Origin of the sequence: Candidatus Epulonipiscium viviparus (assembly GCF_000171335.1) — a bacterium.
In the GTDB taxonomy this organism is placed as follows: domain Bacteria; phylum Bacillota; class Clostridia; order Lachnospirales; family Cellulosilyticaceae; genus Epulonipiscioides; species Epulonipiscioides viviparus.
On the sequence record NZ_ABEQ01000019.3, the window covers coordinates 1 to 26,235 of the forward strand.

Annotated in this window: 26 protein-coding genes and 3 tRNA genes; 16 read left to right on the forward strand and 13 right to left on the reverse strand. The window is 34.2% G+C overall.

All coding sequences use genetic code 11. The features are described 5' to 3' along the window. Positions 1 to 27 precede the first annotated feature (27 nt). The gene (locus EPU_RS11475) at positions 28 to 1,077 is read right to left on the reverse strand and encodes an SEL1-like repeat protein (protein WP_010167004.1); all 1,050 of its coding nucleotides are present in this window, start codon (positions 1,075 to 1,077) and stop codon (positions 28 to 30) included. A gap of 198 nt (positions 1,078 to 1,275) precedes the next feature. On the opposite strand from EPU_RS11475, the gene EPU_RS04030 reads away from it, so the two are divergent. The 12 genes from EPU_RS04030 to cspD all read left to right on the forward strand — a co-directional run bounded on the left by EPU_RS04030 (position 1,276) and on the right by cspD (position 10,434). Continuing rightward, a tRNA-Asn gene (locus EPU_RS04030) sits at positions 1,276 to 1,347 on the forward strand. A 7-nt stretch (positions 1,348 to 1,354) separates the two neighbouring features. Further along, positions 1,355 to 1,427, forward strand: a tRNA-Trp gene (locus EPU_RS04035). A gap of 7 nt (positions 1,428 to 1,434) precedes the next feature. After that, a tRNA-Met gene (locus EPU_RS04040) sits at positions 1,435 to 1,508 on the forward strand. A 231-nt stretch (positions 1,509 to 1,739) separates the two neighbouring features. Further along, a complete protein-coding gene (locus EPU_RS04045; RefSeq protein WP_010167005.1) occupies positions 1,740 to 3,185 on the forward strand; it encodes a DUF342 domain-containing protein in 1,446 nt (481 codons plus the stop codon). A gap of 66 nt (positions 3,186 to 3,251) precedes the next feature. Next, complete coding sequence (locus EPU_RS04050) at positions 3,252 to 4,481, forward strand: CCA tRNA nucleotidyltransferase (RefSeq protein WP_010167006.1); 1,230 nt, start codon at positions 3,252 to 3,254, stop codon at positions 4,479 to 4,481. Positions 4,482 to 4,613: 132 nt separating this feature from the next. After that, entirely contained in the window at positions 4,614 to 4,982 is a 369-nt protein-coding gene (locus EPU_RS04055) for a type II toxin-antitoxin system PemK/MazF family toxin (RefSeq protein ID WP_010167007.1), read from the forward strand. Positions 4,983 to 4,986: 4 nt separating this feature from the next. Continuing rightward, entirely contained in the window at positions 4,987 to 6,390 is a 1,404-nt protein-coding gene (locus tag EPU_RS04060) for an aminotransferase class I/II-fold pyridoxal phosphate-dependent enzyme (protein WP_029487986.1), read from the forward strand. Continuing rightward, positions 6,383 to 6,829 (forward strand): YaaR family protein, encoded by a 447-nt coding sequence (locus EPU_RS04065; RefSeq protein ID WP_010167009.1) that lies wholly within the window; start codon positions 6,383 to 6,385, stop codon positions 6,827 to 6,829. The genes EPU_RS04060 and EPU_RS04065 overlap by 8 nt, the downstream gene beginning before the upstream one ends. Positions 6,830 to 6,875: 46 nt before the next feature. Further along, positions 6,876 to 7,847, forward strand: a complete 972-nt coding sequence (locus EPU_RS14170) for a DNA polymerase III subunit (RefSeq protein WP_010167010.1) — start codon at positions 6,876 to 6,878, stop codon at positions 7,845 to 7,847. Continuing rightward, positions 7,848 to 8,777: a PSP1 domain-containing protein gene (locus EPU_RS04075; RefSeq protein WP_010167011.1), complete on the forward strand. Its 930-nt coding sequence runs from the start codon at positions 7,848 to 7,850 to the stop codon at positions 8,775 to 8,777. It begins immediately after the preceding gene. Then, entirely contained in the window at positions 8,761 to 9,507 is a 747-nt protein-coding gene (locus EPU_RS04080; protein ID WP_010167013.1) for a tRNA1(Val) (adenine(37)-N6)-methyltransferase, read from the forward strand. Before EPU_RS04075 ends, EPU_RS04080 begins: the two co-directional genes overlap by 17 nt. A gap of 729 nt (positions 9,508 to 10,236) precedes the next feature. Further along, positions 10,237 to 10,434 (forward strand): cold-shock protein CspD, encoded by a 198-nt coding sequence (gene cspD, locus EPU_RS04090; RefSeq protein WP_010167017.1) that lies wholly within the window; start codon positions 10,237 to 10,239, stop codon positions 10,432 to 10,434. Between the two features lie 35 nt (positions 10,435 to 10,469). Here the strand turns inward: cspD and EPU_RS11480 are convergent, their stop codons facing one another. From EPU_RS11480 to rpmE, 6 genes are all read right to left on the reverse strand, one after another. After that, positions 10,470 to 11,816: a leucyl aminopeptidase family protein gene (locus tag EPU_RS11480; protein WP_010167019.1), complete on the reverse strand. Its 1,347-nt coding sequence runs from the start codon at positions 11,814 to 11,816 to the stop codon at positions 10,470 to 10,472. Positions 11,817 to 11,949: 133 nt separating this feature from the next. Continuing rightward, positions 11,950 to 13,020, reverse strand: a complete 1,071-nt coding sequence (gene prfA, locus EPU_RS04100; protein ID WP_010167021.1) for a peptide chain release factor 1 — start codon at positions 13,018 to 13,020, stop codon at positions 11,950 to 11,952. 12 nt (positions 13,021 to 13,032) lie between these two features. Beyond that, entirely contained in the window at positions 13,033 to 13,392 is a 360-nt protein-coding gene (locus EPU_RS04105) for a hypothetical protein (protein WP_010167023.1), read from the reverse strand. Further along, positions 13,393 to 14,238, reverse strand: coding sequence for a peptide chain release factor N(5)-glutamine methyltransferase (gene prmC, locus EPU_RS04110; RefSeq protein ID WP_010167025.1), 846 nt, complete (start codon positions 14,236 to 14,238; stop codon positions 13,393 to 13,395). Continuing rightward, on the reverse strand, positions 14,225 to 15,154 hold the full coding sequence (locus EPU_RS04115) for a DUF1385 domain-containing protein (RefSeq protein ID WP_010167027.1): 930 nt from the start codon (positions 15,152 to 15,154) through the stop codon (positions 14,225 to 14,227). Before EPU_RS04115 ends, prmC begins: the two co-directional genes overlap by 14 nt. A gap of 94 nt (positions 15,155 to 15,248) precedes the next feature. Further along, positions 15,249 to 15,446 carry a 50S ribosomal protein L31 gene (gene rpmE, locus EPU_RS04120; RefSeq protein ID WP_010167029.1) on the reverse strand — a complete coding sequence of 66 codons (198 nt, stop codon included), beginning with the start codon at positions 15,444 to 15,446 and terminating at the stop codon, positions 15,249 to 15,251. A gap of 140 nt (positions 15,447 to 15,586) precedes the next feature. Here rpmE and EPU_RS04125 point away from each other — a divergent pair, with 140 nt between their 5' ends. The 4 genes from EPU_RS04125 to ftsH are packed head-to-tail and all read left to right on the forward strand — an operon-like array spanning position 15,587 to position 19,795. After that, entirely contained in the window at positions 15,587 to 15,865 is a 279-nt protein-coding gene (locus EPU_RS04125; RefSeq protein ID WP_010167032.1) for a hypothetical protein, read from the forward strand. A 37-nt stretch (positions 15,866 to 15,902) separates the two neighbouring features. Continuing rightward, complete coding sequence (tilS, locus tag EPU_RS04130) at positions 15,903 to 17,255, forward strand: tRNA lysidine(34) synthetase TilS (protein ID WP_010167034.1); 1,353 nt, start codon at positions 15,903 to 15,905, stop codon at positions 17,253 to 17,255. Next, a complete protein-coding gene (gene hpt, locus EPU_RS04135) occupies positions 17,248 to 17,781 on the forward strand; it encodes a hypoxanthine phosphoribosyltransferase (protein WP_010167035.1) in 534 nt (177 codons plus the stop codon). Before tilS ends, hpt begins: the two co-directional genes overlap by 8 nt. A 1-nt stretch (position 17,782) precedes the next feature. Next, positions 17,783 to 19,795, forward strand: coding sequence for an ATP-dependent zinc metalloprotease FtsH (gene ftsH / locus EPU_RS04140; RefSeq protein ID WP_010167037.1), 2,013 nt, complete (start codon positions 17,783 to 17,785; stop codon positions 19,793 to 19,795). Between the two features lie 167 nt (positions 19,796 to 19,962). Here ftsH and EPU_RS04145 read toward each other — a convergent pair whose 3' ends face one another. The 6 genes from EPU_RS04145 to EPU_RS04170 all read right to left on the reverse strand — a co-directional run bounded on the left by EPU_RS04145 (position 19,963) and on the right by EPU_RS04170 (position 26,220). Next, entirely contained in the window at positions 19,963 to 21,378 is a 1,416-nt protein-coding gene (locus EPU_RS04145; protein ID WP_083792558.1) for an MFS transporter, read from the reverse strand. Positions 21,379 to 21,499: 121 nt separating this feature from the next. Next, complete coding sequence (locus EPU_RS04150; protein WP_010167041.1) at positions 21,500 to 22,663, reverse strand: Gfo/Idh/MocA family protein; 1,164 nt, start codon at positions 22,661 to 22,663, stop codon at positions 21,500 to 21,502. 57 nt (positions 22,664 to 22,720) lie between these two features. After that, on the reverse strand, positions 22,721 to 23,611 hold the full coding sequence (iolE, locus tag EPU_RS04155; protein ID WP_029487990.1) for a myo-inosose-2 dehydratase: 891 nt from the start codon (positions 23,609 to 23,611) through the stop codon (positions 22,721 to 22,723). 19 nt (positions 23,612 to 23,630) lie between these two features. After that, positions 23,631 to 24,560 carry a TIM barrel protein gene (locus EPU_RS04160; protein WP_029487991.1) on the reverse strand — a complete coding sequence of 310 codons (930 nt, stop codon included), beginning with the start codon at positions 24,558 to 24,560 and terminating at the stop codon, positions 23,631 to 23,633. Positions 24,561 to 24,591: 31 nt separating this feature from the next. Next, positions 24,592 to 25,383, reverse strand: a complete 792-nt coding sequence (locus EPU_RS04165; RefSeq protein ID WP_010167048.1) for a 5-deoxy-glucuronate isomerase — start codon at positions 25,381 to 25,383, stop codon at positions 24,592 to 24,594. Between the two features lie 9 nt (positions 25,384 to 25,392). Next, positions 25,393 to 26,220 (reverse strand): sugar phosphate isomerase/epimerase family protein, encoded by an 828-nt coding sequence (locus tag EPU_RS04170; RefSeq protein WP_052296456.1) that lies wholly within the window; start codon positions 26,218 to 26,220, stop codon positions 25,393 to 25,395. Between the last annotated feature and the right edge of the window lie 15 nt (positions 26,221 to 26,235).

The following is a 26,235-nucleotide window of genomic DNA, read 5'->3' on the forward strand; positions in this document are numbered from 1 at the left end:
TAATTATGGAAATTCAGTTGAGATAAGTTACTTTTCTAAATGACGTAGTGCGTCGACAGCATCGCGGATACCTTGAGCCGCTGCTTTTTTGTACCAGCAAGTTGCGATAAAGATGCTTTTATCAACGGATATTCCATATTCATAGTATTGCCCTATAATATACTGAGCTTCTGGATGGTTTAGATTAGCTGCACGTTCAAAATATTCAGCTGCCTTACGAGAATCTTGCTCCACACCCAAGCCGTATTGATAGCAATTGGCAAGTTGGAATGTGGCATCGGGTTGATTGTGATCTGCGGCAGCGCGAAACCAGAGGGTAGCGGTAAAAAGATTTTCGGTTACACCTTCTCCCATAGAATAAAACATCCCCATCATCAATTGCGCATCTGCATTGTTTTGTTCTGCTGCCATGGTGCAATACTCAACGGATTTGTGTAAGCTTCTTGCGACACCAGACCCTTCATAGTAGCAAATAGCAAGATTAAGTTGTGCATCGGGGTTTCCGTGGTTTGCGGCTTGTCGAAAATAATTTAAGGCAACAGCAAGATCTTTGTCAACACCGCTACCTAATTTATAGCATTTGGCCAAGTCGTTCATTGCTGGTAAATTGCCTTGTTTGGCGGCTTTAGTGTACCATTCTACAGCTTTAGTTAAATTCTTTTTTGTGCCCTCTCCATATTGATAGCAAAAGCCAACGTTATATTGCGCATCTGAAATACCTTTAATGGCGGCTTTATTATAGCAGTCAAATGCTCGAAACATATTTTTGCGTGTTCCGATGCCATATTCGTAGCATTCTCCGAGATTGGCCAAAGCAGGAGCATAACTTTGTGTGGCCGATTTTTGATACCATTTAAAGGCTTCAGAAGTATCTTCATCTATGCCAAAACCATATTCATAGCATTCGCCAATATTATTTTGGGATTCAGGATCACCTTTTATAGCAAGCTCCATTACTTCTGCGAACGCATTTTCTGCAAACTCTTCTATAGAAGTAGTAAAATTTTGCTCATCAATAGGAGGATTTGTCATAACATTAACAGGACTACGCTTTTTAAAGTTAATGACCTTTGCCATAATTATAAAATTCCTTTCGCTAATAAATTTTTCTCATTTCTTATTATAAAGTATGGTCAGTGGACAGAATTTCTATTCATTTAGTAAAAAGTATTTGTGAAGAACTAAACTTTTGTATAAAAAATTAATTTAAAAAAATTTTTTATAAAAGCGTTGACAAGCTTTTTTATTTTTGATATACTAACAAAGTGTTAATGTTCCTCGATAGCTCAGCGGCAGAGCATTCGGCTGTTAACCGAAGGGTCGTAGGTTCGAACCCTACTCGGGGAGTTAATACAGGGGTATAGTTCAGTTGGTAGAACGTCGGTCTCCAAAACCGGATGTCGTGGGTTCAAGTCCTACTGCCCCTGCTTATAYGGCTGAATAGCTCAGTTGGCTAGAGCACATGGTTCATACCCATGGTGTCGTGGGTTCGACTCCCTCTTCAGCCATTATATAACTAAAACTAATGAAGTCTTACAACTGGTTCTTTGGGTTGTGAGACTTTTGTTTATTTTAGGTATGTTTTTGAGGATTTTGAGTTATTTATTGCATCTGCTAATATAATATGATATACTCAGTAATATTTGATAAAAAATAAACAAAATTTATAGTAATATGCAATAAATTATATTATATATACACAAATAAATTAGGATATCAAGATTAAAAGGAGGATTTTTATGAAAGATGACATAATAGTTAATGTAAGTATAGATAAAATGATGGCTTCTATTGCATTTCAAATATATAAACCTGTAGTACTTGAAACAGTAACAGAAAATACATCTTCTGAATCAGATAAGCCAGAAGAGAATGAAGATATTCCAGAAATAGTTACTGCAGTTACTATGGAAGAAATACATCAAGCACTAAAAGATAATGGTGTTATTTTTGGGATCAGCAATGAACTAATTCAAGAGGCATTGGATGAATATGAACCTAATAAAAAATATGTTGTAGCCAATGGAATGGAACCAACTAAGGGACCAGATGCATATATAGAATATATAGCAAAACACGAAGTAGGAACTACTCCAGAAGAATTAGATCATGGAAAAGTAAATTTTAAGGAACTACATTTTGTTTTTAGTGTAGAGCCTGGAGAAGCTGTGGCTAAAAAGATAGTAGCAGCAAAAGGAACTGATGGAAACAATGTTTTGGGAGAAAAAATAGATGCTTTGATGGGKAATGATATACAACCTAGATTGGGAAAAAATCTTCAAATGCTGGATGATAATTTAACTGTTGTGGCAGCTATGGAGGGGCAGTTTAAAGTAGAGAATGGTGTTTTATCAATAGAACCTTTAATTACAATTGATTCTGATATTGGTCCTGCAACAGGAAATGTAAGTTTTTTGGGAAGTGTTATAATTAATGGAAACGTATTAGAAGGCTATAGAGTAAAAGCAAAAGGAGATATAGAAGTAAAAGGTGTGGTGGAAGGAGGAATATTGGAAGCAAATGGAAATATTGTTGTGTCATATGGAATGCATGGTAGTGACAAAGGAATTCTTAGATCACAGAAAAATATTCTGGTTAAATTTATAGAAAATTCCAAAGTAGAAGCAATGGGAAACATTGTGGCAGAAGCAATTTTACATAGTAATGTAAAATGCAAAGGAGAGATAATGGTTCAAACTGGAAAGGGCAAAATAGTAGGTGGATATATTTCAGCTCTAAAAAGCATAACAGCTATTGAGGTGGGATCTTTAATGGGTACCAAAACTAAAATTAGAATTGGAGTAGAGCCTGATGTAATAGAATTATATCAAGAGATTCATAAATCGTATATGACTCATTTGGATAATCTGAATAGAACTAATAAGAATGTGGCTTATTTAGAAAATCAGAATGTTGCATTATCGCAGAAAAAAATAGAACTTCTTCGCCAAGCCAAATTACTTTGTGTTAACCTTACCAACGAAATTAACTTACTTAAGTTTAGGTTAAAAGCTATAGAACAAAAAATGAAAGAAAGTAGTCACGGAACCCTAAAAGCCAAAAATTGGTTTTATGAAGGGACAGAGGTATTGATTGGAAATAGAAATAAAATTTTTGTGGAAAATACTAGAGGAGGCAAATGTTTTATTTATGATGGTGAAATTACTGTAACACATATACTATAACTTAATTAAGACACGCTTTGTGTCTTTTTTTATATAATTGAAAAGAGGATTGAAAAGAGGTTGAAAATGAATTTACCAGATGAGGTTATTGAAATAATTACAGAGTTAGAATTAGCAGGATTTAGCGCATATGTTGTTGGAGGGTGTGTGCGAGATATGATTATGAAAAGAACTCCAAATGACTGGGACATAACTACTAGTGCTTTGCCTGCAGATATAAAGAAAATTTTTGAACGAACATACGATACGGGTATTGCGCATGGTACGGTTACGGTTATATTAAATAAGGAACATTATGAAGTGACTACCTATCGTATAGAAAAAGAATACGTTAATTTTAGGCGTCCCAATGGGGTAGAATTTGCTGAAAATATAGCACAAGATTTATCTAGAAGAGATTTTACAATGAATGCGATTGCGTATCATCCACATAAAGGGTTTGTGGATCCGTATGGCGGAAGGAAAGATATTGAAAATAAAATAATTCGTGCAGTAGGAGATGCAAAGATTAGATTTAATGAAGATGCACTTAGAATTTTACGTGCAGTTCGCTTTGCCGCACAACTGAATTTTGAAATAGCAGAAGAAACGAAAACAGCATTTATAGATAAGAGAGAGTTATTAAAATATATTAGTAAAGAACGAATTCGAGATGAATTTAATAAAATATGCTTATCAGAAAATTTGTTTTTTATATTAAATATATATAAATGGGATATACTCTCATATATTTCAGGCGAGATTAAAAAACTTTTCGATAACTTAGAGACAGAACAAAAACTGGTTCAATTACTTGAAGTAATGGCTGCAATGCCGGTTAATTTGATTAGTAGATATACGGCTTTACTTTATCCATTAAATGATAGTGATGCTGTAAAACATATACTGAGAGAGTTAAAATTTGATAACCAAACTATAAAAAATGTTGCTTTAGCAATTGAATACTATATATATGAGACAAATTTTAAAATAGATGCAGTTGAAATGAAAAGATTGTTAAGGATATGCGAAGTAGATAATGTAAGAAATATTCTATTAATTAAGAAAAACAAAGCTTCAACAATAGAGGAAATAGAATATATTGAAAAGCTTTTCTTGTTAATAGACCATATTTTGGAACAAAAAGAGTGCTATAAAATTAAGGACCTAGCAATTACGGGCAATGACGTAATAAAACAAAATATTGCCTCAGGCAAAGAAATTGGAAAAAAGTTAGAACAAGCTTTAGAATTTATATTATGTTTTCCACATAAAAATACTAATATAGAGTTAATCAACTACTTAATGAAATTATAATAGGGCAAGAATCGGCTTGCCCACAAAAAAAAAAAAAAAAATTATTTTTTTGTGTTTATAACTTGTATTTTTTGGCAATAATAGAATTAGCATTATTATACAATTTTTATTTTATAAAAGGAGGAGAAAGATATGATTGAAACTAAAGATGTAAAATACATATATCCAAAGCGTGGCGAAATTTATGAAGCTGACTTGGGTATAGGTGATGGAAGTGAACAGGCAGGTATTCGTCCTGTGTTAATTATTCAAAATAATACAGGTAACCATTATTCACCAACGGTGATTTGTGTACCTCTTACCTCTAAGTGTAAAAAGCCGATGCCTACACATCACACTCTCACAAAAACGAATTATGGATTTTTAACATATGATTCTATAATCCTTTGTGAACAAATTAAAACAATTTCAAAAAGTAGATTATCTCATAGAATTGGTCTTGTTGGTCAAGAAGATATGAAAACTATTGGAGAGAAGCTTTGCGTAAGTATTGCACTATAAAATTATGAGACCACAACTTTATGATAAACTATTAAAATATAGCAACACCAAATATCCTTATCATATGCCAGGTCATAAATTTGGGAGAGGTTTTGATTTAGCAGACCTCTCTTTGTTGTCTTTAGATGCAACAGAAGTACCAGAATTAGATAATTTATATAATGCRACAGGAGTTATTAAAGACGCTATGACCGATATGGCAAAATTTTACAAGTCTCAACATTGTATTTTTTTGACCAATGGAGCAACAGCAGGAATTCTTGCATCAATTTTAGCCGTATGTAAACCCAAAGATAAATTTATAGTTGCCAAAAATTCTCATCATAGTGTGATAAATGCGTTAATATTAGCAGATGCGGTGCCGGTATATATTTCACCCGAAATTTTGTCTTGTGGAATTGTTGGGAGTATAAAAGCAGAAGATATCAAAAAAATTTTAGTTAAACATCCTGATATAAAAGGAGCGATTATTACAAGTCCTACATATGAGGGAGTATTTTCTGATCTTGTAAATATACGCGCTGTGTTGAAAGATCAAATTATTATTGTAGATGAAGCGCATGGAGCTCACTTAAATATAATGTCTATTCCTAGCGCAATTACCGCGGGAGCAGATTTAGTAATAAATAGCATGCATAAAACATTACCAGCTTTAACGCAGAGTGCATTACTGCATATATGCACGAATAAAATAAAATATGCGGATGTAATAGAATCATTAAAAATGATACAAACCTCTAGTCCTTCATATCTTTTAATGGGGTTGATGGATTATATAAGATTTTATATAGAAAAAAATATGAATGCAATAAAACAAAACTATGTAGTTGAGTTGTTGCAGATTAGAAAAAATTTGAAGCAACTAAAAAAATTGAGATTATTAGAAACACCTAATATGCAAGATCCAGCTAAGATAGTGATTTTAACTAATAATTATATAAATGGAAAAAACTTAGCGAATGTCCTTGACACCAAATATAATATAGTAATAGAAGCATTTTTTGAAACCCATGTAATATTAATAACCTCTCCTGCAGATACTAAAAAAGAGTTTGATGCTTTATTAGCTGCATTAATGATAATTGACAGTGAGCTTTTAGAACCGGACTTGACTAATAAGTGTGTTACAAATATTGCTATTGCACCTAGCGACGTCGCTAAAATTTCTTTAGGTGAGCTTAGGCGTTCTGCTAAAATAGAGGTAGCTATTTTTGATGCTACTGACAGGATTGCAGGTTTAAATATTATTTTATTTCCACCAGGCATTCCGATTGTGTGTTTGGGTGAAAAGATTACAGATATTCATATTAATAGTATAAATCAAAATTTAGATAACGTCATAGGGGTTTCATTTATAAATGCAGTCCCGCATGTATTGGTATTAGAAAAAGGGGGAGCACATGGATAATATTCAATTAAATAAATTGCAGATGCCAACTTTGAAAGAATTACCACAAACTAAGGAACCTAAATTAGATAAAGGATTTAAATTTACACTTTTAAGTCAGCTTGAAGATGAAAATTTACAAGAGCAGCTGACTAAAATGATTAATAAAATATCTGAGCAAGGCGATAAAATTAGCAAGCATATGGATATTAGAGACATAAAGATTTATAGGCAGATGATCACTGATTTTGTGGCAGAAATTACTGTACGAAGTCACAAATTTACTAGAGAAAATATATTAGATAGACGTGGACGCCATAGAGTATATGGAATCGTTCGTACAGTTAATGGAAAACTTGATGAATTGGCTGCCGAACTTATTAAAAGTGAAAAAGATCAAATTGAAATTTTGGGAAGAATTGGTGAAATACAAGGTCTACTACTAGATATGCTGACATAACAAGACACGGGCTTTTAACCGTGTTTTTTTTTTAGAAAGGAAACAAATGGATATTATTGGGCATCAGAAAATAAAGGATTATTTTAAGAAGGTTATAAAGATAAATAAAATTTCTCATAGTTATATTTTTGAAGGTAATAAAGGTGTTGGCAAAAAATCTTTAGCTGCAGAGATAGCCAAGATTCTATTGTGTGAAGATGCTATTGACGAGATAGCATGTGGTAAATGTAGTGCATGCAAGATGATGGATGCTAAAGTTCATCCAGATTTTATACAAATAGAAAAAGATACTAAGATTACCAAAATTGAGACCATCAAAGAAAAACTCTTAAAAGAGGTTAGTATAAAACCTTATAAGGGAAAGTATAAAATATTTGTTATTGCGGAAGCAGAAACCTTGCGGTCTGTAGGTCAAAATGCTATTCTAAAAACTATAGAGGAACCACCAACATATGCATTAATATTTTTAGTTACGACGAATATAGAAATGTTATTGCCAACTATTAGATCTAGATGCATACACATTTCTTTTAGTGGGCTATCTGAAACTGAATTAAAGGATTATTGTAAAAAATATTCGATTAATAATAAATTGATTCATTTGAAATTTGCTGAGGGGAGTATTGGAAAATTAAAAGATAATATATATGATGAAAAATTTTTAGATCTTAGAGCCGAGGCTATGGACTATATACTCAGTATATGTTCGTGTAATGTTCTATCACTGTATAAAGTAGTTTCTGTTTTGAGAGAAAACAAAGAATTTGTTTTGAAAATTTTGGAATTTTGGAAATTATTTTTTCGAGATATGTTATTATATAAAAGAATACAAGCAACTGACTTATATTTTAGTGATTATATAAATGATATAAAAAGATTAGCAGCTATAATGCAATACTCTGAGATTAGTGAAAATATTAAGAACATTGATGTTGCATCTAATGATATTCAAAATAACATAAACGCTGTATTAGTGATAGAAAATTTATTATTATCTTTTAAAAAGGAGAAAATTTAGATGGTAATTGGGGTAAAATTTAAAAAAACTAGCAAAATTTATTATTTTGATCCGATGAATGTTGTTTATGAAGCGGGTGAAAAGGTTATTGTAGAAACTACACGTGGTTTAGAATATGGAACTGTCTATTATTCTAACAGAGAAATAGATGAATCAGAATATACTCTTCCTCTGAAACCAGTAATACGAAAAGCAACAGAAGTGGATGAGGCAGTTTATTTAGTAAATAAATCTAAAGAAGCAAATGCATATAAGATATGCAAACAAAAAATTTTTGACTATCATTTGGATATGAAGCTTATTGATGTTGAATACACTTTTGATAACCAAAAATTACTATTCTATTTTACATCAGAACAAAGAGTTGATTTTAGAGAATTAGTTAAGGAATTAGCAACGATCTTTAAAACCAGGATAGAACTGAGACAAATTGGTGTTAGAGATGAGACAAAAAGTTGTGGTGGAATTGGTATTTGCGGTCGCAATTTATGCTGCAATACATTTTTAACTGATTTTCATACGGTATCTATCAAAATGGCAAAGGATCAAAATTTGTCACTTAATCCGATCAAAATTTCGGGAATATGTGGTAGATTGATGTGCTGCTTGCAGTATGAAAATGAGGGTTATAATGAATCTCGAAAAAAGCTACCAGAGGTATCAGATATAGTTGAGACTCCAGAAGGAGAAGGAGAGGTAATTTCAGTTAATATACTTCGTGAACAAGTAAAAGTTTCTATAAAAAAAGATAAAGATATTAGAGAAATTTTTACATTTAAGATTGGTGATATAACTGCAAAGAAAAAATGTGCTCCATGTTCTAAGTGTAAAAACAATAAAATTAAAGCATATGATTATGATGAAAAATTTGAAGATTGGGAAAAGCCTAAGGAGAAGCACAAAAAAAATAATTATGATAAAAATAAATGATTATGAAAGAGTAGATGATATACAACGAGAAGGATATAAATTGATTCAAAATCCAAAAGCTTTTTGCTTTGGAATAGATGCGGTGTTGTTAGCGCATTTTGTGAGTGGCATTAAAATTGACTCTAAAATACTAGATATTGGCACTGGAACAGGAATTATTCCGCTGATATTGTATGCTATACACAAAAAAGGAAAATTTGTTGGAATAGATATCCAAGAAGCTATGGTAGAAATGGCTTCTAGAACTATGATGCTAAATCAGGTATCAAATGAGATAGAGATAAAATGTTTAGATATAAAAAATTTTGGGCAAGATTTTAAACGAGGAAGTTTTGACATTATTGTGTCAAATCCGCCGTATATGAAAGCGGAAACGGGGCTAAAAAATAGTAGTGCGACAAAAACTATTGCACGCCATGAAGTTGCTTGCGACTTAGAAGATATAATTAAGGCATCAAATTTTATTTTAAAAGAGAGAGGGCAACTATTTCTAATACATCGTGCAAATCGACTGGTTGATATTTTAAATTTATTGCGACAAAATAAAATAGAGCCCAAGCAGCTTAGGATGATATATCCCAAAATAWCAAAACCGCCTACGATGGTTTTGATTCATGCTGTCAAGGGAGGGGGGCTTGATCTTCGTATAGAGAAACCTTTAATTGTATATAATGAAGATAACACATATACACAAGAAATTTACGATATCTACGAAAAAAAAATGCTCTAACCTTGAAGCATTAATTAAATATAAGATATAATTTTAAAAAACTGTGAAAAATTAAGGAAGGAATGGGTCATGAGAGGATTATTTATTGTTGAAACACTGTTGTGTCTATGTATGTTTTTTATTTCACAAATATTTGTATTGACCCTAGTACAACATATAATCGGTGTAAGTATAGTGGGTGTAGTTTTTTGTATTTATCGTATAGTAGAAAGAAGCAAAAAAAAGATCGTGGCATATTATTTTAAAAAATCCAAAAAAATGGGTATATTTTTTTATATCACGAGATATACTAAGGTCATAGGTTATATACCATCTAACACAAAAGAAATGAGCATTAACGTCCAGATAGGAATTGAACTTTGTCGATTGGTCCTCCAAAGCGTGGTGGTTGCTATATTCTTAAGTCAGATAGTATTTATTCCTATGAATATAATTGAAAACAGCATATCTCTCACGGTAGGAATTATATTTTATGTTTTATGTTGCGAAAGCTTATTTATTTTACCTATTTTGATGTTTAAAGAATTCAAAATGAAGAGAATAGATGTTGCAATAAAATAAAATACAAAAAAATATTGATTTTTATTACAAGATGTGTTATTATTCTATTTACGGAGTTAAAATATTGGAATTAAGAACGAAATATTGGCCTGTTTACTAAAAATTCTAGACCGAGTTACGTTTTAAGGGCAGTGTTTTAGCAGTAAAATTAAAGGAGGCCTAGTTTAAATGACAGGTAAAGTAAAATGGTTTAACCCAGAAAAAGGATTTGGATTCATCGAGAGAGAAGACGGAGACGATGTTTTTGTTCATTTCACAGCAATTCAATCTGAAGGATTTAAAACTCTTGAAGAGGGTCAAGAAGTTGAGTTCGAAATAACTGAAGGAAACAGAGGACCACAAGCGTCTAATGTTACTAGAAAATAATTTTGAGGGAACCTGCTTATGCGGGCTCCCTTTTTTTATGCCTGTGATTTGGATTCTGCATATTTATATAATGTAGGAACTAGTGCTCCGGTTGCGCCAAATAATTCATATTCACTAATTTTAGAAGTGGAAAAATTGGTTCCTGCAATATCTAAATGCACCCATGGAGTATTTTCAACAAATTCTTCGAGGAATGCTGCCGCGGTAATAGAGCCTGCATTGACTGCACCGATATTTTGAATATCTGCAACTTTGCTTTTAATCATAGCTCTGTATTCATCATCAATAGGTAATCTCCAAATTTTTTCACCTACTGCTCTAGCAGAATCGTTGATTTCCTTAAATAATTTATTATTATTCGTAAATCCGCCGGTATAAACACTACCAAATGTACGAACGATGGCTCCTGTGAGAGTGGCAAGATCGATAATTTCGGTTACCTTTTCAATGCGTACGGCATAAGTGAGGGCATCTGCCAAAATTAAACGTCCTTCTGCATCGGTATTTAAAATTTCTACAGTTTTTCCGTTCATACTGGTGATTACATCGCCAGGGATTAAAGAGCTATTAGACAAACGGTTTTCGCATAATGGCATAATTGCAGTAACATTGACTTTTAATTTATTTTTTGCAATTGAATAGAGTGCGCCCGCGACAGTAGCGGCACCAGACATATCATCTTTTGTATATTTGAGCCCATCAGCAGTTTTTAAATTATAACCTCCTGTATCAACTGTAATTCCTTTGCCCACAAGACCTATTGTTTTATTACATGATGGATTACCAACATATTTAGCAACAACAAATTTAGGAGAATTGGCACTACTATTGCCGATAGCACTGATTAGGTTCATTTTTAATGCTGCTATTTTATCTTTAGCAAAAATTTCGACTGTGCAATCCACATCGGTTAGTGTAGATTTAATTTCTTCAGCAAAAATTTTTGGAGTTAAAAGGTTTCCAGGAGTATTTGCCCAATTTCGTGTTAAGACCATTCCTTGGACTACAGTTTTTGCGGTATCTAGTTTGAGTTGATTTAAATTATCTGATACTAACGATAAATTTATTGTTGTGGTTTTATCTACTTGGTGATACCCCTTATAACGATAAACGCCAAGTTCGGCACCTGTTATTACTTCTAGATAATTATCGGCYAGAGTATCATTCAACTCTATATCAATATTATTGACCTTTAATGAATCAAGTAGCTTAACACCTTTAGCAACAGTTTCCTTAATTTTTTTTGGTGTCAAATCTTTTTTTTCATCAAGTAGCAAGCTAATTAATAGTTTATTGTTTTCGAATGAATAAATAATTTTTTGACTTGGTTCAGAGTGAAATTTAAGTATTGCTGAATTGGTATTTTTTGTCCAATTTACCATAATAACTCCTATTCTATTAGTGAAATTAATAATTTTGAAGATAATATAGTATTAGACAAAATTTTATTTTTTAATCATACTTATAGTAAAAAAAAGAAGCAATGCTTAGTTTAGCAATTGCCTCCTGGAATATTTATCCAACATTATTTTTTAATTTTTCTGTTTGATCAAAAGTTGTTAGGGTAGAAATAATTTCTTCTAAATCTCCGTCTAGTACTTGCTCTAATTTATGAACGGTAAGACCAACTCTATGATCTGTTACGCGTCCTTGAGGAAAATTATAAGTTCTGATTCTCTCACTTCTATCGCCAGTGCCAACCTGAGATTTTTTTTCTGCTGCAATCAATGCTTTTTGCTTGTTAAGCTCTAGTTCGTACAATTTGGCTCTAAGAACCTTCATAGCCTTATCCTTATTTTTTAGTTGAGATTTTTCGTCTTGACACGAAACTACAATCCCAGTAGGTAAGTGAGTAAGCCTGACAGCAGAGTCTGTTGTATTAACGCTTTGTCCACCATTTCCAGATGAGCGGAATACATCAACTTTGACATCATTGGGATTGACTTCGACATCTACATCCTCAGCTTCTGGCATAATAGCAACAGTAACTGTGGAGGTGTGGATTCTACCGCTAGACTCTGTATCAGGAACTCTTTGAACTCGATGAACTCCACTTTCATATTTAAGTCTAGAATAAGCGCCGTCTCCCTTTAACATGAAGATTGCTTCTTTAAATCCACCTATCCCATTTTCGTTGATATCCATAAGCTCGGTTTTCCATTTAGAGCGTTCTGCAAAGCGATGATACATTCTATATAAATCTGCAGCAAATAGTGCGGCTTCATCACCACCAGCTCCGCCACGAATTTCAACAATTACATTTTTTTCATCGTTTGGATCTGTTGGCAATAACAAAATTTTGAGCTCTTCTTCTAAGGGTTCTACTCGTTTTTTATTATCGGAAAGTTCTTCTTTGACAAGTGCTAGCATATCATCATCTAATTTCTCTTCTAGCATAAGTAAAGAATCATCTATGGCAGTTAAAACTGTTTTATATTCTTTATATTTTTCTACAATTGGTGAAAGAGTACTAATTTCTTTCATGAGTGCACGCCAAGTAACTTGATCAGCAATTACTGCAGGTTCATTTACTTTTGCGCTTATATTTTCAAATTTTACAACTAATTCTTTAATTTGATCGAACATTTTAAAAACTCCTTAATAATCAATTTGTTTAATGAAAGGTGACATTAATTCTGCAAGCTCACGACCTATTTCTATTGCTCCTGCATCGTTGGGATGAATTAAATCTGTGCTTAGGCTAGCTAAATTTTTTAGAGTTTTGTGATAAAACCATCCGTAGTATACTTCTATAGAACCGTTTGTTTCTCTCATATCAAATGTAAATTCTACATCATCGCCTGTAGCCAAAAATCTGATTTCATTGCCCGCAGCCATAGCCAATTTATCTACTACTGCAGAGCGAATATCTGCAAAATAGTTGGTAGGCATTCGTAGCAATGTTGAGGGAAGTGTTGGGGGATTGGCAACTAGGCCAAATAAGAAATTTTGTAGCATTTAAATTTCTCCTTGCTGTGCAATGATAACTCTATGCTTATTATTATAGTCATAAAATAGTTGTATATTCTGGTATCCTTCAATTTCTAAAATTTTAGTAACATCAGGACCTTGATTATATCCAATTTCAAAAGCAAGTATTCCTATTTCATATTTTTTTGCTTCTGTGGCAATAGCACGATAAAAAGCTAGACCATCTCCACTATCGGTAAGAGCGGCTGCAGGTTCAAAATCTAATACTTCGGGTTGTAGTTGATTCATCTCACATTTGGGGATATATGGGGGATTGGAAACTATAAAATCGAACTTTTGTTGAGGTATATTAGYAAATAGATCACTGTGTACAAATTTTATTCTTGGAATGCAAGCGTTAATAGATGCGTTTTTGGCAGCTATATCTAGTGCGGCTTGAGAAATATCGGAGCATACCATTGTAAGGTTGCTAATATAATGCAGCAAAGAGACCGAAATACATCCAGAACCTACGCCGATTTCTAGCCCAATAGGATGGTGATTCCAAGGCAACGCTATCAATTTTTCTACCAGCAGTTCAGTATCTTGTCTTGGAATTAGTACATTCTGATCTACATAAAATGGTAGGCCCATAAATTCTTGATAATGAGTGATATATTGAAGTGGCTCATGATTTTTGCGACGATCGATATATTTAAAATATGTTGCAACAATTTCTTCTTCAACGAGTTTATCATTATTAATAATCAACGTGGCTCGATCGCAGCTAAGCAAATGCATGAGCAACAGCCGTGCATCCCGAGTAGCGTCCCCTATTTTATTCTGATTTAGTATTTGTGTTCCGTATGCGAGTACTTCTTTAACTGTTGGCATTTGCTGCATCTTCCTTTTCTATTACTGCTTGAATCGCAGCTATTGCAACTTCTATTTGTGCATCATCTGGTTCAAGTGTTGTAAATTCTTTTTGAAGCCACATTCCAGGTATACTTACCAGATTTGCTAATTTACTATCTGGGTTTTTTCTAGCCCATCTAATAAGTTCATATGAAATTCCGGAAATGACAGGCACCATGATAATTCTGACAATTGTTCTAAGCCAAATATTTTTGGTAGTAAATACGCTAAATACCAAGATACTAACAACCATGACTATAAATAAAAAGCTAGTGCCGCAACTTTTGTGAAGTCTGGTACAGGTTTTAACATTTTCTACAGTAAGTTCTTTATCCTGCTCGAGACAATTGATAGTTTTATGTTCTGCTCCATGATATTCAAAAGTTCTTTTTATATCTTTCATATTAGCTACAAGTTTCATATATATTAAAAAGATTGTAATTCTTATTGCACCTTCTATCAAATTTAAGGCAAATGATGATGGAATCCAAGGTCTAAAAATTTGGCTAAGCCACATAGGTAATAGCATAAAGATGACGATGGACAAAGCAAACGAAAAAGCAAGAGTCATACCCATTAAAAATTGTTCACCTTTTTTGCCAAATTTATTGCGCAACCAGAGTTCAAATTTGCTTTCTTCCTCTTCATCGCCTTCGCCAAAGACATCTGCAGAATATGTGAGAGTTTTGGTACCTACAATTAGTGATTCTGCAAATACGATCATTCCGCGTATGATAGGACTTCTAAAGATAGCATGTTTATTTAAAAGACTGCTGCTTTTTTTTGTATCTATCGAAATCGAATTATCAAGTTTTCGGACAGCAACAGAATAATAATTTTTCCCCTTCATCATAACACCTTCAATTACGGCTTGACCTCCTATATCGGTTCTCATATTTTCCCCTCCATTCGTAGGTGGTAGTATGTACCCCTACCCAACTGCTGCTTCAAAAAAAGAGGCTGAGTAGTTCTCAACCTCCTTTGGGTAATTAAGCATTGTATCTTTTATTGAACTTATCGATTCTACCCTTAGCTTGAGCAGAACGTTGCTTACCTGTATAAAACGGGTGGCATTTCGAGCAAACTTCTACACGAATATTTTCCTTAGTAGAACGTGTTTGGAAATTGTTGCCACAGTTACAGGTTATTGTAAGCTCTTCATATTTTGGTTGAATTTCTGCATTCATGTTGTCACCTCTTTCATATACATACGATATTATAGCATGTCCAAAAAAATTTTACAAGGCTTATTGTGAATGTTTTTAACTAATTGTATACAACTAATTCTAATTGGCAATACTTTAGAAAAAGTTAGAGGAATTTTTTTATGACAAAAAATATTTATATAAAAGGAACTAATAGTGATTGGTATGAAGACGTAACGTTTCGAATTAAAGATAAACACATTGTAAAGTCTACTCAAAATTTATCGGCATATGCCGATGAGTTGATTGGAAAGCACATGAAATTAAGAGGATATACAGAATATAAAAAACATGATATAGTATTCAAAGCTCAAAATAAGTTGTATCGTAGAATTGAACTTTTCTGCAACTTAAGTTTGTTATTCTTGTGTATTATCTTGACAATGTGTGTTATGCTATAGAACATGTTTTGATTTTATTGTGAAAAGGACTCAAAGTATGCATATACAAATTATTGAAAACAAAATATTAGACTATATAAAAGGAAATGATTTAATTAACATAGGTGATGAAATAGTAGTTGCAGTGTCTGGTGGAGCAGATTCTATGATGTTATTGGATTACTTATATAGAAATAAAAATTTTTTATACATTTCGATTAGAATTGCTCATGTAAATCATAAAATGAGGGTAGACGCAGAAAAAGATATGGAGTTTGTAAAAAATTATGCCAAGGAGCGAGAAATTATTTGTGATGTATTGGAATGTGATATCGAGGCCCTTGCAGCAAAGACAAAAATGTCGAGTGAAGCAGCAGGTCGTAAAGTACGATACGAATTTTTTGAATCACTTCCACATACTAAAATAGCAACAGCGCATACCGCAAACGATCAAGCAGAAACTGTATTGATGAGGTTTTTGCGAGGTAGCGATGTAAAAGGGCTTAGTGGCATAAATGCAAAACGAGAAAATATTATTCGTCCAATTTTATGTATTACTCGTGAGGAAGTAGAATTTTATTGTAATCACCACGGTATAGAGTATAAAACTGATCACACAAATTTCTTAGAAATATATACGAGAAATAAGATTAGGCTGTCGTTGATCCCATATATAACCAAGAATATAAACGCCAATATTATGCATACATTAATTGAACATAGCAAATTATATAGAGAAGAAGAAGAATTTTTATCTGCCTACACAAAAAAAATATATGATAGTATTATACTAAAAAGTGAAGACTCGTATGAAATTAATATAGAGAAGTTTAAAGTAGAAATGCCTTATATTCAAAAAAAACTCCTAGCACAGGTCATCTTCAATTTAAAAGGTTTTTCCTATAATATTACAACTGCACACTTAAATTTTGCCATTTCATTGGTAAATAAGCAAAGTGGCAAAAGTATTAATCTTCCAGAAGGTGTAAAAATTCTTAGAACACAATATTCTTTAGTAGTATATTTAGAAAATGATAGAGGCAAACAATCGGTAATAGACCTACACTTAGGTAAAAATGTTTTTGAAAAATATATTATTACTCTTACTTTGGTTAACAAATTTTCAAAAAAATCCACAAATAACTATACTAAATATATTGATTATGATAGAATAAAAAGTGGCTTAAAAGTAAGAGGCAAACAAAATGGGGATAGAATCGGTAATAAAAAGTTAAAAAAAATTTTTGTTGATGAAAAAATTCCTATTCATATGAGAAATCATATCCCTATAATCGTTGATGGTAATGAAGTGGTATGTGTTTATAACAGATTAAATACAGCTTATTATATAACCGACGAGACGACTCAAATACTGGAGATAAAAATTATTTTAGGAGGTTTACATGTCTGATATACTAATAGAGAAACTAATTGGTGAAGAGGAGATTACAAGACGCATTCGAGAAATAGGACAACAGATTTCAGATGATTATGCAGGGGAAGAAATTTTGCTATTATGTGTATTAAAAGGTGGCGTTATGTTTATGACAGAACTTGCAAAAAATATTAGTATTCCGCTTAATATGGATTTTATGTCCGTTTCAAGTTATGGAAATGAAGTTGTGAGTAGTGGTGTAATCAAAATTTTAAAAGACCTGGATGAACCTATAAATGATAAACATATAATAATCGTTGAAGATATAATAGATTCTGGTTGTACTTTAAGTTATTTAAGGAATATACTGGAAGCAAGAGGGCCAAAGAGCATTAAAATTTGTACATTACTTGACAAGCCGCAAACTAGGAAAGTAGAGGTAAATGTAGATTATGTAGGTTTTAATATTCCAGATGAATTTGTTGTGGGATATGGGTTAGATTATCAGCAAAAATATAGAAATCTGCCTTATATCGCAAAAGTAAGAAGGGAGTATATATAACTTGAATAAGAAACCAAGAGGTAGTTTTATAATTTATTTGGTCATTATAGGTATATTATTTGTTGCTATATTTTTAACAAATAATACATCTATGCAAAATGTACCACAGACTCTCACTCTAAGCGACCTCATTTTAAATATTGAGTCGGGAAATGTCAGTGAGATGGTGATAGAAGAGGCAGGAGATATTGTTTATGTAACTTTTAAACTTCAAGGAGCGCAAAACGTTACGACACTTCCTTTAAACAGTGAATCGTTCAATGACTATTTATTTTCATTGCCAAGTGAATATTTAGAAATGATGCGAATAGTTCCAACAGAGCAACAGGCGAGTATGTTCTTTCCAATATTACAAATTGTAATGCTTGCGGGAATGTTTATTTTTATCATGGTGTTTTTCGTACAGCAAATGCAAGGCGGTGGCGGCGGAAGAATGATGAGCTTTGGAAAAAGTAAAGCTCGTATGTCTATCGATGAAAAGGGTAAAATATCTTTTAAAGATGTTGCGGGTCTTGAAGAAGAAAAAGAAGAGGTAACAGAACTTGTAGACTTTTTAAAGAATTCTGCAAAATACACAGAAGTAGGAGCAAAGATTCCTCGTGGAGTATTGCTTGTGGGTCCTCCAGGAACAGGTAAGACGCTTCTTGCTAAGGCTGTTGCAGGAGAAGCTGGTGTGCCATTTTTTAGCATTTCTGGATCCGATTTTGTGGAAATGTTTGTAGGTGTAGGTGCGTCACGTGTAAGAGATTTGTTTGAGCAAGCTAAAAAAAATGCTCCAGCTATAGTATTTATAGATGAAATTGATGCTGTCGGACGTAAGAGAGGCGCAGGTCTTGGAGGTGGGCACGATGAACGTGAGCAAACTCTAAACCAATTGCTTGTTGAAATGGACGGGTTTGGTATCAACGAAGGTGTAATAGTTATGGCAGCGACAAATCGTTCGGATGTTTTGGACCCTGCGTTACTTAGACCAGGTCGCTTTGATAGGCAAGTTGTAGTTGGGCGTCCTGATGTTAAAGGTAGAGAAGCTATTTTAAAAGTACATGCAAAAGGTAAGCCTCTAAATGAAGATATTGATCTTCAGGTTATTGCTAGAACAACTTCTGGATTTACAGGAGCCGATCTTGCAAACCTTATGAATGAGGCAGCGTTGCTTACTGCGAGACATAATAAGCGTGCGATAGATATGGATGAAGTACAAAAAGCATTTATTAAAATTACAGTAGGAACCGAAAAGAAAAGTAATTTGGTAACAGTTAATGAGAAAAAAATTACTGCATATCATGAAGTAGGGCATGCGATATTACATGAGGTATTAGAAAATTTAGATGCTGTACACAGTGTTTCTATTATTCCAACGGGCTTTGCTGGAGGATATACAATGTCTTTGCCAAGTGAAGATAAGATGTATATGACTAGATCACGAATGGTAAATGAAATTGTATCACTTTTGGGAGGTAGAGCTGCAGAGTATCTGATATTTAAGGATATAACAACTGGTGCGTCAAATGACATAGAGCGTGCAACTCATATTGCTAGAGATATGGTTACAAAATATGGTATGAGCGAACTTGGTCCTATTAAATATGGTGATGAGCAAGGTGAAGTATTCTTGGGCCGTGACTTTAATCATACTAGAAACTATAGCGAAAATGTTGCAACTAAAATCGATGAGTATATTCGCGAAATTGTAGAAGAGGCATATAAAGAGTCTGTTAGAATTTTGGAAGAAAATATGGATACCTTAGTTCATGCTTCAGAAATCCTTATTAAGAAAGAGAAGATTTCTGGTAATGAGTTTAGAAAGCTGATGAAAGGTGAAGAAATAGATATCGAAAATTTAGACAACACAAGCGTTTTTGTAATGAGTGAGCAACTTAAAGAAAATATGGCAAAAATCAAAGAAATAAGAGACGGTGAAGAACCGAAAGAACTGATTAGAGATATTCTATCTAAGAAACAGGTTGACATTGCGCCTGAAGATGAAGAATATAAAGATGATGACGATTTTTAAATAAAAAGATGACCCCTTTCATTTTTGTATAGAAAGGGGTTTTTTGATGCTTAAAATAATGTATTCTAAATGCAAATTGATGTTTAGGCAAAAAATAACCCCCTCTGTTTTATATAAGAAGGGGGTTTTTCGTGTTTTAATATGTATCTTTTGTATTTTTATTATTGCTACATTTCGCCTCTAGCTTCGCGCTCTGCAAGGTCCTCCATGATTTGTGGATAAATTTTATCCAAACCGTATAGCAAACCGCCTATTAAAACTACAACCCAAATAACTAGTGGAGCCCATTGATACAAGAATACAATCGTATCTAATGCTTCTTGTGGTTGCACAGCGCCACCTGAACTGGATGAAATATATCCACCGGCGGTTAACATGCCTGTTACGATAGCTGCAACAATTCCAGGGCCAATTTTGGTGCCCACTGAACCTGCAGAGAACAAATATGCCTCTTGACGAAGCCCTGTTTTCCATTGACCGTATTCTACAACATCACATAACATTCCGAATACAACAGCATTTAGCGGTGCGGCCCCAATACCACGTATAATGGCAGATAGAACTGCAATTGGAAATGAGTAAGAGTTTAACATAAATAGGATTTGACCCACTATTGCAATAATAGATCCAATGACAAGCAAGTTTCGTTTACCGATTTTTCTCATAAAAAGAGGTGAGATCATAACTCCKATTATAATACTAATTGTTTCGGCAAAGTAAATTGTACTATACATCCAAGTATCGTTTAGGAGAATATATTTACTATAATAAGGAAGTAATATTCCTACTACTCCTACAGCTGCGTTTTGAAAAATCCAAAATAAGCATACAAGCCAGAAATATTTATTGGTTACAATAGCCATAAATGAACGTTTCGCTTGCCCTGCTACTTTCTCTTTCTTTTCGGGTACAACGACTGCTACTTTTTCTTCGCATTTTACAAARCAAAATATTAGCAAAATTAAGGCTAATACAGCCCATATAGTTGCAGTAATAACAAATGCTTGTTGAGTATTTCCCAGTGCTTTGACTAAAGGGATGGTAGACATACTAACTAATATTCGACCAAATGGTGACATCGCCATACGAAATACCGAAACCAAATCACGTTCTTTGGAATCGCGTGTTAACATAGCGGAGAGGCTTCCGTAAGGGAGATTTAATGCTGTAAAACACACGGTGTTGCAGAAATTATACGTTATAAAAATATAGATCATTTTTACTAGATCCGATGATTGTGTTGGTACTGAAAATAGCAAAATTAATGAAAGGCAAAATGGTATTGATGACCAAAGTATCCACGGTCGTGATTGACCCCACTTTGTGTGTGTATGCGATACCAAGTATCCTACTATAACGTCTGATATGCCATCAAATACTCTTGAAATAAGCATGATATTACCAATTATTAATGGTGATATTCCAACATAATCTGTATAAAATAATGTGAGAAGCGCGGTAATGGTTCCAAAAACTAAATTGCAGGCAACATCTCCGCTTCCATAAGCTAATTTCGTAACTAATGGAACTTTAACCATGGCTTGATCGATTGATGATACTCTTGTTTCTGTTGTAGTACTCATATATAATTCCTCCTTCTGGTTAGTAAGAATATAATGTTAAATGATTTATTTTGTATATTATCTGTATGTAGCATCCTTCTCTTCAAAAAGCAAAAGAGAAGGAGTTTAGAACTATTGCAGCTTAATAATTTACCCAAGTTGAGCCACTATTTGCTGACTCTACGCATTTTGCTAAGAATTTTACTCCTTCAGCACCGTCATATACGCTTGGATAGTTGATTTTTACTTCTTGATTATTGTTTTTTGCATGTATTGCAACTGCAAATCTGTGATATAAATTGGCCCAAGAATCAAATAATCCCTCTGCATGACCGCCGCCGGCTCTGTCGCAGTTAATTGTTTCATCTTGATACAAGTAGCCCATTCCTCTGTCTAGAACTCTGGCTGGTTCGCCTTGAATTTCATATTTTAGCTGATTTGGATGCTCATCCCACCACTCAATACTTGCTTTGGAACCTATAACACGTATTTTATGCTGGTGCATTGAGCCTGCGTTTACGGCGCTTGCCCATAGGTTGCCAATAGCTCCGTTTTCGTATTGCAAAAGTACAACAGCATTGTCTTCTAGTGGAGCTCTGCTTTTAATAAAACTTTGGCGTGTACACAAGAGTTCTTTAACTTTCAGTTGAGGAGCAATTACTTCTGATAAAAAGAATGCGTGGGTACCGATATCTGCTAATACATAAGTTTGGCCAGCAATTTCTGGAGTAACACGCCATTTTGCACCCGCACTACTAGTTTCTACTTCAGATGAATGGAAGCCATGTGCAAATTGCATGTTGATTACACGAATTTCGCCTAAATCTCCATTTTCTACCATTTTTCTGGCCTGATGCAGCATCTGAGCGCCAGTGTATCCATAAGTTACGCCAAAAACTCGGTTCTTCTTTTCGGTTAAATCGATTAGTTCTTGTGCTTGCTCAACAGTAAAGCAAAGAGGCTTTTCGCAGATGACATGCAAGTTGGCTTCCAAAGCTGCTTTTGCTATTTCGAAGTGCGTTGAGTTTGGAGTTGCGATAGAGACTACTTCGATTCCATCTGGTCGTTTTGCCTCTTCTGCAAACATCTCTTGATAATTGGAATACAATCTGTCGCGAGCAATTCCCAAATTTTCGCCAAATGAAATGCATCTTTGTGGATCTATATCAAATGCTCCTGCGACTAGAGTAAATGCATTGTCGCGTAATGCGCTGCCACGGTGTAAATAGCCAACTTCGCTTCCGCGACCGCCTCCTACCATTCCCCATCTAAGTGATTTGCCTTGAAGTAATTCCTCATTAAACATAAATATAACTACCTCCAATGATTAGATTTAATAGATCGTAYTCGTAAYAGTAAAGAATTAAATGCCAGTTTTTTCCTTCATAAATGCACGTGCTTTTTGAGCGTATTCTAATGGATCTGCAATTGCCGGGTCCTGCTCGGCTTCTACAACTATCCATCCTTCATAATTGTTATCATTTAAAATTTTAAAGACTTCATCCCACTTAACTTCTGTTCCATCGCCAGGTACTGTAAACATTCCCTCTAAAACGCCTTCTAAAAAGCTAAGATTATCTTTTCTAACACGCTGCAATACACTTCCTCTAACATCTTTAACATGAACGTGCCCCACGCGCTTAATATGCTTTGCAAGAACTTTTGCTGCATCTTCACCTGCAACAGTACAATGTCCTGTATCATAAGTTAAGAACACTAGCTCAGGATCAGTGTTTGCCATCAATCTGTCAATTTCTTCGAGAGTTTCGATTCCGGTTCCAACGTGTGCATGGAAGCAAACTTTCATTCCCTTAGCTTTGGCACGTTTGCCTAGCTCGTTAAGCCCGGTACATAAATTGTTGAATTGCTCATCTGTTAAAATAGGTCGATTTTTCATAAGAGGAATATCGCGATTGCCATGAACAGTAACGCCGCATTCCCCTACTCCAATAACTCGYGCCCCTAGTGCATAAGTGTAGTCCATATGCTTGTCAAATTCGGCATAAGTTTCTTCGTTTTTAAATGTTGTAAAGAAACTGCTAAACCACATGTTGCAAATAACTAAGTCTCTAAGATCCAGAGCTTTTTTTATTACATCAAATTCTTTAGGATATTTCCAGCCACCTTCGCTGCCTTTGTATCCAGCAAGAGCCATTTCRCTGAGGCATTGCTGATACGTAAGCTCTCCACCTAATTCGTGTAAATCATCATTTGACCAGTTGATTGGCGCGCAGCCATATTGCACTTTCATCATAATATTAATCTCCTTTTATTTACATATTAGTTTGATAACCTATTTTTTTTAAATAATCGACACTAGCTTTKACATCTGCTAAGCTGTTGCTACTATCGCGAGGATCGCGTTCTTGCTCGATTGTTATATAGCCCTTGTAATCTTTAGCTATTAAAAAATCATAAATGGCTGCRTAATCAATGCATCCAGTCCCAATCGGGCACATAACTCCTAGTGCGCATGCTTCAAAAAAACCAGTGTGATTAGCAATTTCAGTTTGATAAATATCATAGTTAATGTCTTTGAAATGGATATAATCTAGCCGGCAGTAATATTTATCTAGCCATTCCACAGGATTCATTTTGGAATAATAAAGATGCCCAGTGTCTAAGCAAAATCCCATGATATTGTTGCCGATATCTGCCGCGATYTTATCAATYTCATCAGCAAACTCAATAAATCCACCAGCATGAGGATGCAAGACTGGGCGTATCCCATAGCTTTTAGCTACTAAGCAAATGGCAACAATATTGTCTACCAAAGTATCCCAAGCTTGATCATCYAATCGGATAGCCTCGTCTGGAAGCCCCGCAGTTTTGCTTCTTTGTGGATTCACCGCATCAATTACTACTAGATATGGTGGTGAAAAAGATAGCTGGTCTTCTKGGGTAATCTCAGCTTCTAAATTTGATAAAATCTGGCAAATTTGGTGCGTTTTAGCGATAAGATATTCTCGATTTGCTGCAATTGACAGCTCGTCATACATTGTGCCTGCTATTATCTTAAGATGGCGTATTGCAAGCTCTCTGTTGAGGATAGAAGTATCGGTTGGTAAATATCCATAAGGACCAAGTTCGATACCCGTATATCCAGCYAGAGAAGCTTCGTCTAAAACTTTTTGATACGCAGGATTGTAGGGATTGGTGGTATCTTCAATTCCCCAGCATCCTGGAGCGCCTGTTATTTTCATTATTCACCTCCTCTACTGACAAATATATTAATTAAATTTCTGGCCAATATTTTGCGCCCTCTTGCTCAACCCACAGATGCTCTTTTTCAAAAGTTGGTTTGATATATGGATTGTTTTCTAAATGGCGGATTACCCATACATAATACATAGCATATCCTGGTGCAGCTACCTGAGGATGGACTAAGTTTGGTTCAATCTTTACAGTATCGTTGTGCTCCATTAATACACCTTCGTCGCCCAATTTTAATAAACCGAATCCATTTTCGGGGTAAAATTTATAATAGTAAATTTCAGGTTGCTCATGTGAATGCGATGGAAATCCAGACCACTTACCTGGATAGTGCACATCTTCTCCAATCATAATATTTGAGTGTGGAGCTAATTTTTTATCCATAAAAGTTCTAACAATACGAGTGCCGGCTTCGTTCATAAAGCCTTTTCCTCGAATTTCACGCACTGAATTTTCTGCAGTATAGATAGTTGGAGCAAAGATAATGTCGTTTTCGGTTCGGGTAATTGCAACTTCACTATCTGCAGCTAAACCTGTAATGACAACATCCACATCTTTAGGTACGTTTAACACCCATACATCATCATTAAGGTAGCAGCTTCTTTTTCCAACATGAGTTTCGCCGTTAAATGTGACCTCAATTTCACCATACATCAATAAAAAAACTTTCTCTAACGGTTTAGCATCACTAAATACCGTGCCGGCTTCTAATTTTAAGATGCCATAATCCATAAGCATTTCTGAATGTTTGCCATCTAGTTCTGTGATGCTATTATATCCAACAGCAAATGGCTGATCCTGTTTTAGTTTCATAATATTCTCCTAATCTAAATACTTATCTAGTAGCGCTTTAGTTTTTTCTGCAACTTCTTTGGTATCGTGCTCCCAGTGTTTGCGGCTGATAAGTTCATACGACCAATATCCGTCATAACCCGTTTTTTTAACGGCTTCAACCCATTTCGGTAAATCGATATCTCCTTCTCCTGCATAAACGCCGCGTAGGACTTCYTCATCACATACTGTACCAGCCGGATTGCGGGTTCCATCGCAAAAATGAATGTTATAGATATACTTTTTATCTAAGTTGGCAACGTCATCATATGTGGTGCCTTGGCCATAATATAGGTGCCAAAAGTCGATYACTGTACCAAAATTAGGGCGCCCTGTATATTTAATAAACTCCATTCCTTTATTTAGAGAATTTATAGGTGACCAAGCAACTGGCTCTAATTGAAAACGTACTCCATATTGCGCGCCAATGTCCAAAATCTGATTTACACTAGATGCTGTAAGTTCCAGGATTTGCTCCCATGGCTTGCCTTCGTGTGCACATAATGGAACAAGCTGGATAGTAGGGCTGCCAACTGCTTGACAAAAGCTAGATAAAGCATGCGCCTCTTCTATAATGCGTTTTACATTTTCTGGATCTGTGCGTTCGCAATGAGCTATATCATTTACGCTAACGATTTTCATATCATATTTTTGTAAAGTTTCTTTTAGATAGTCAATCGAATTGCCAGACTCAAGATAATTTAATACTTTAGATCCCACGGCTTCTATAGCATCGTAGCCAGCTTCTTTGGCAATGCGAATATCAGATATTATATTACTTCTATAAATTGATTTAACGTGCAATGATTTTTTTATCATGCCAATACCTCCAAA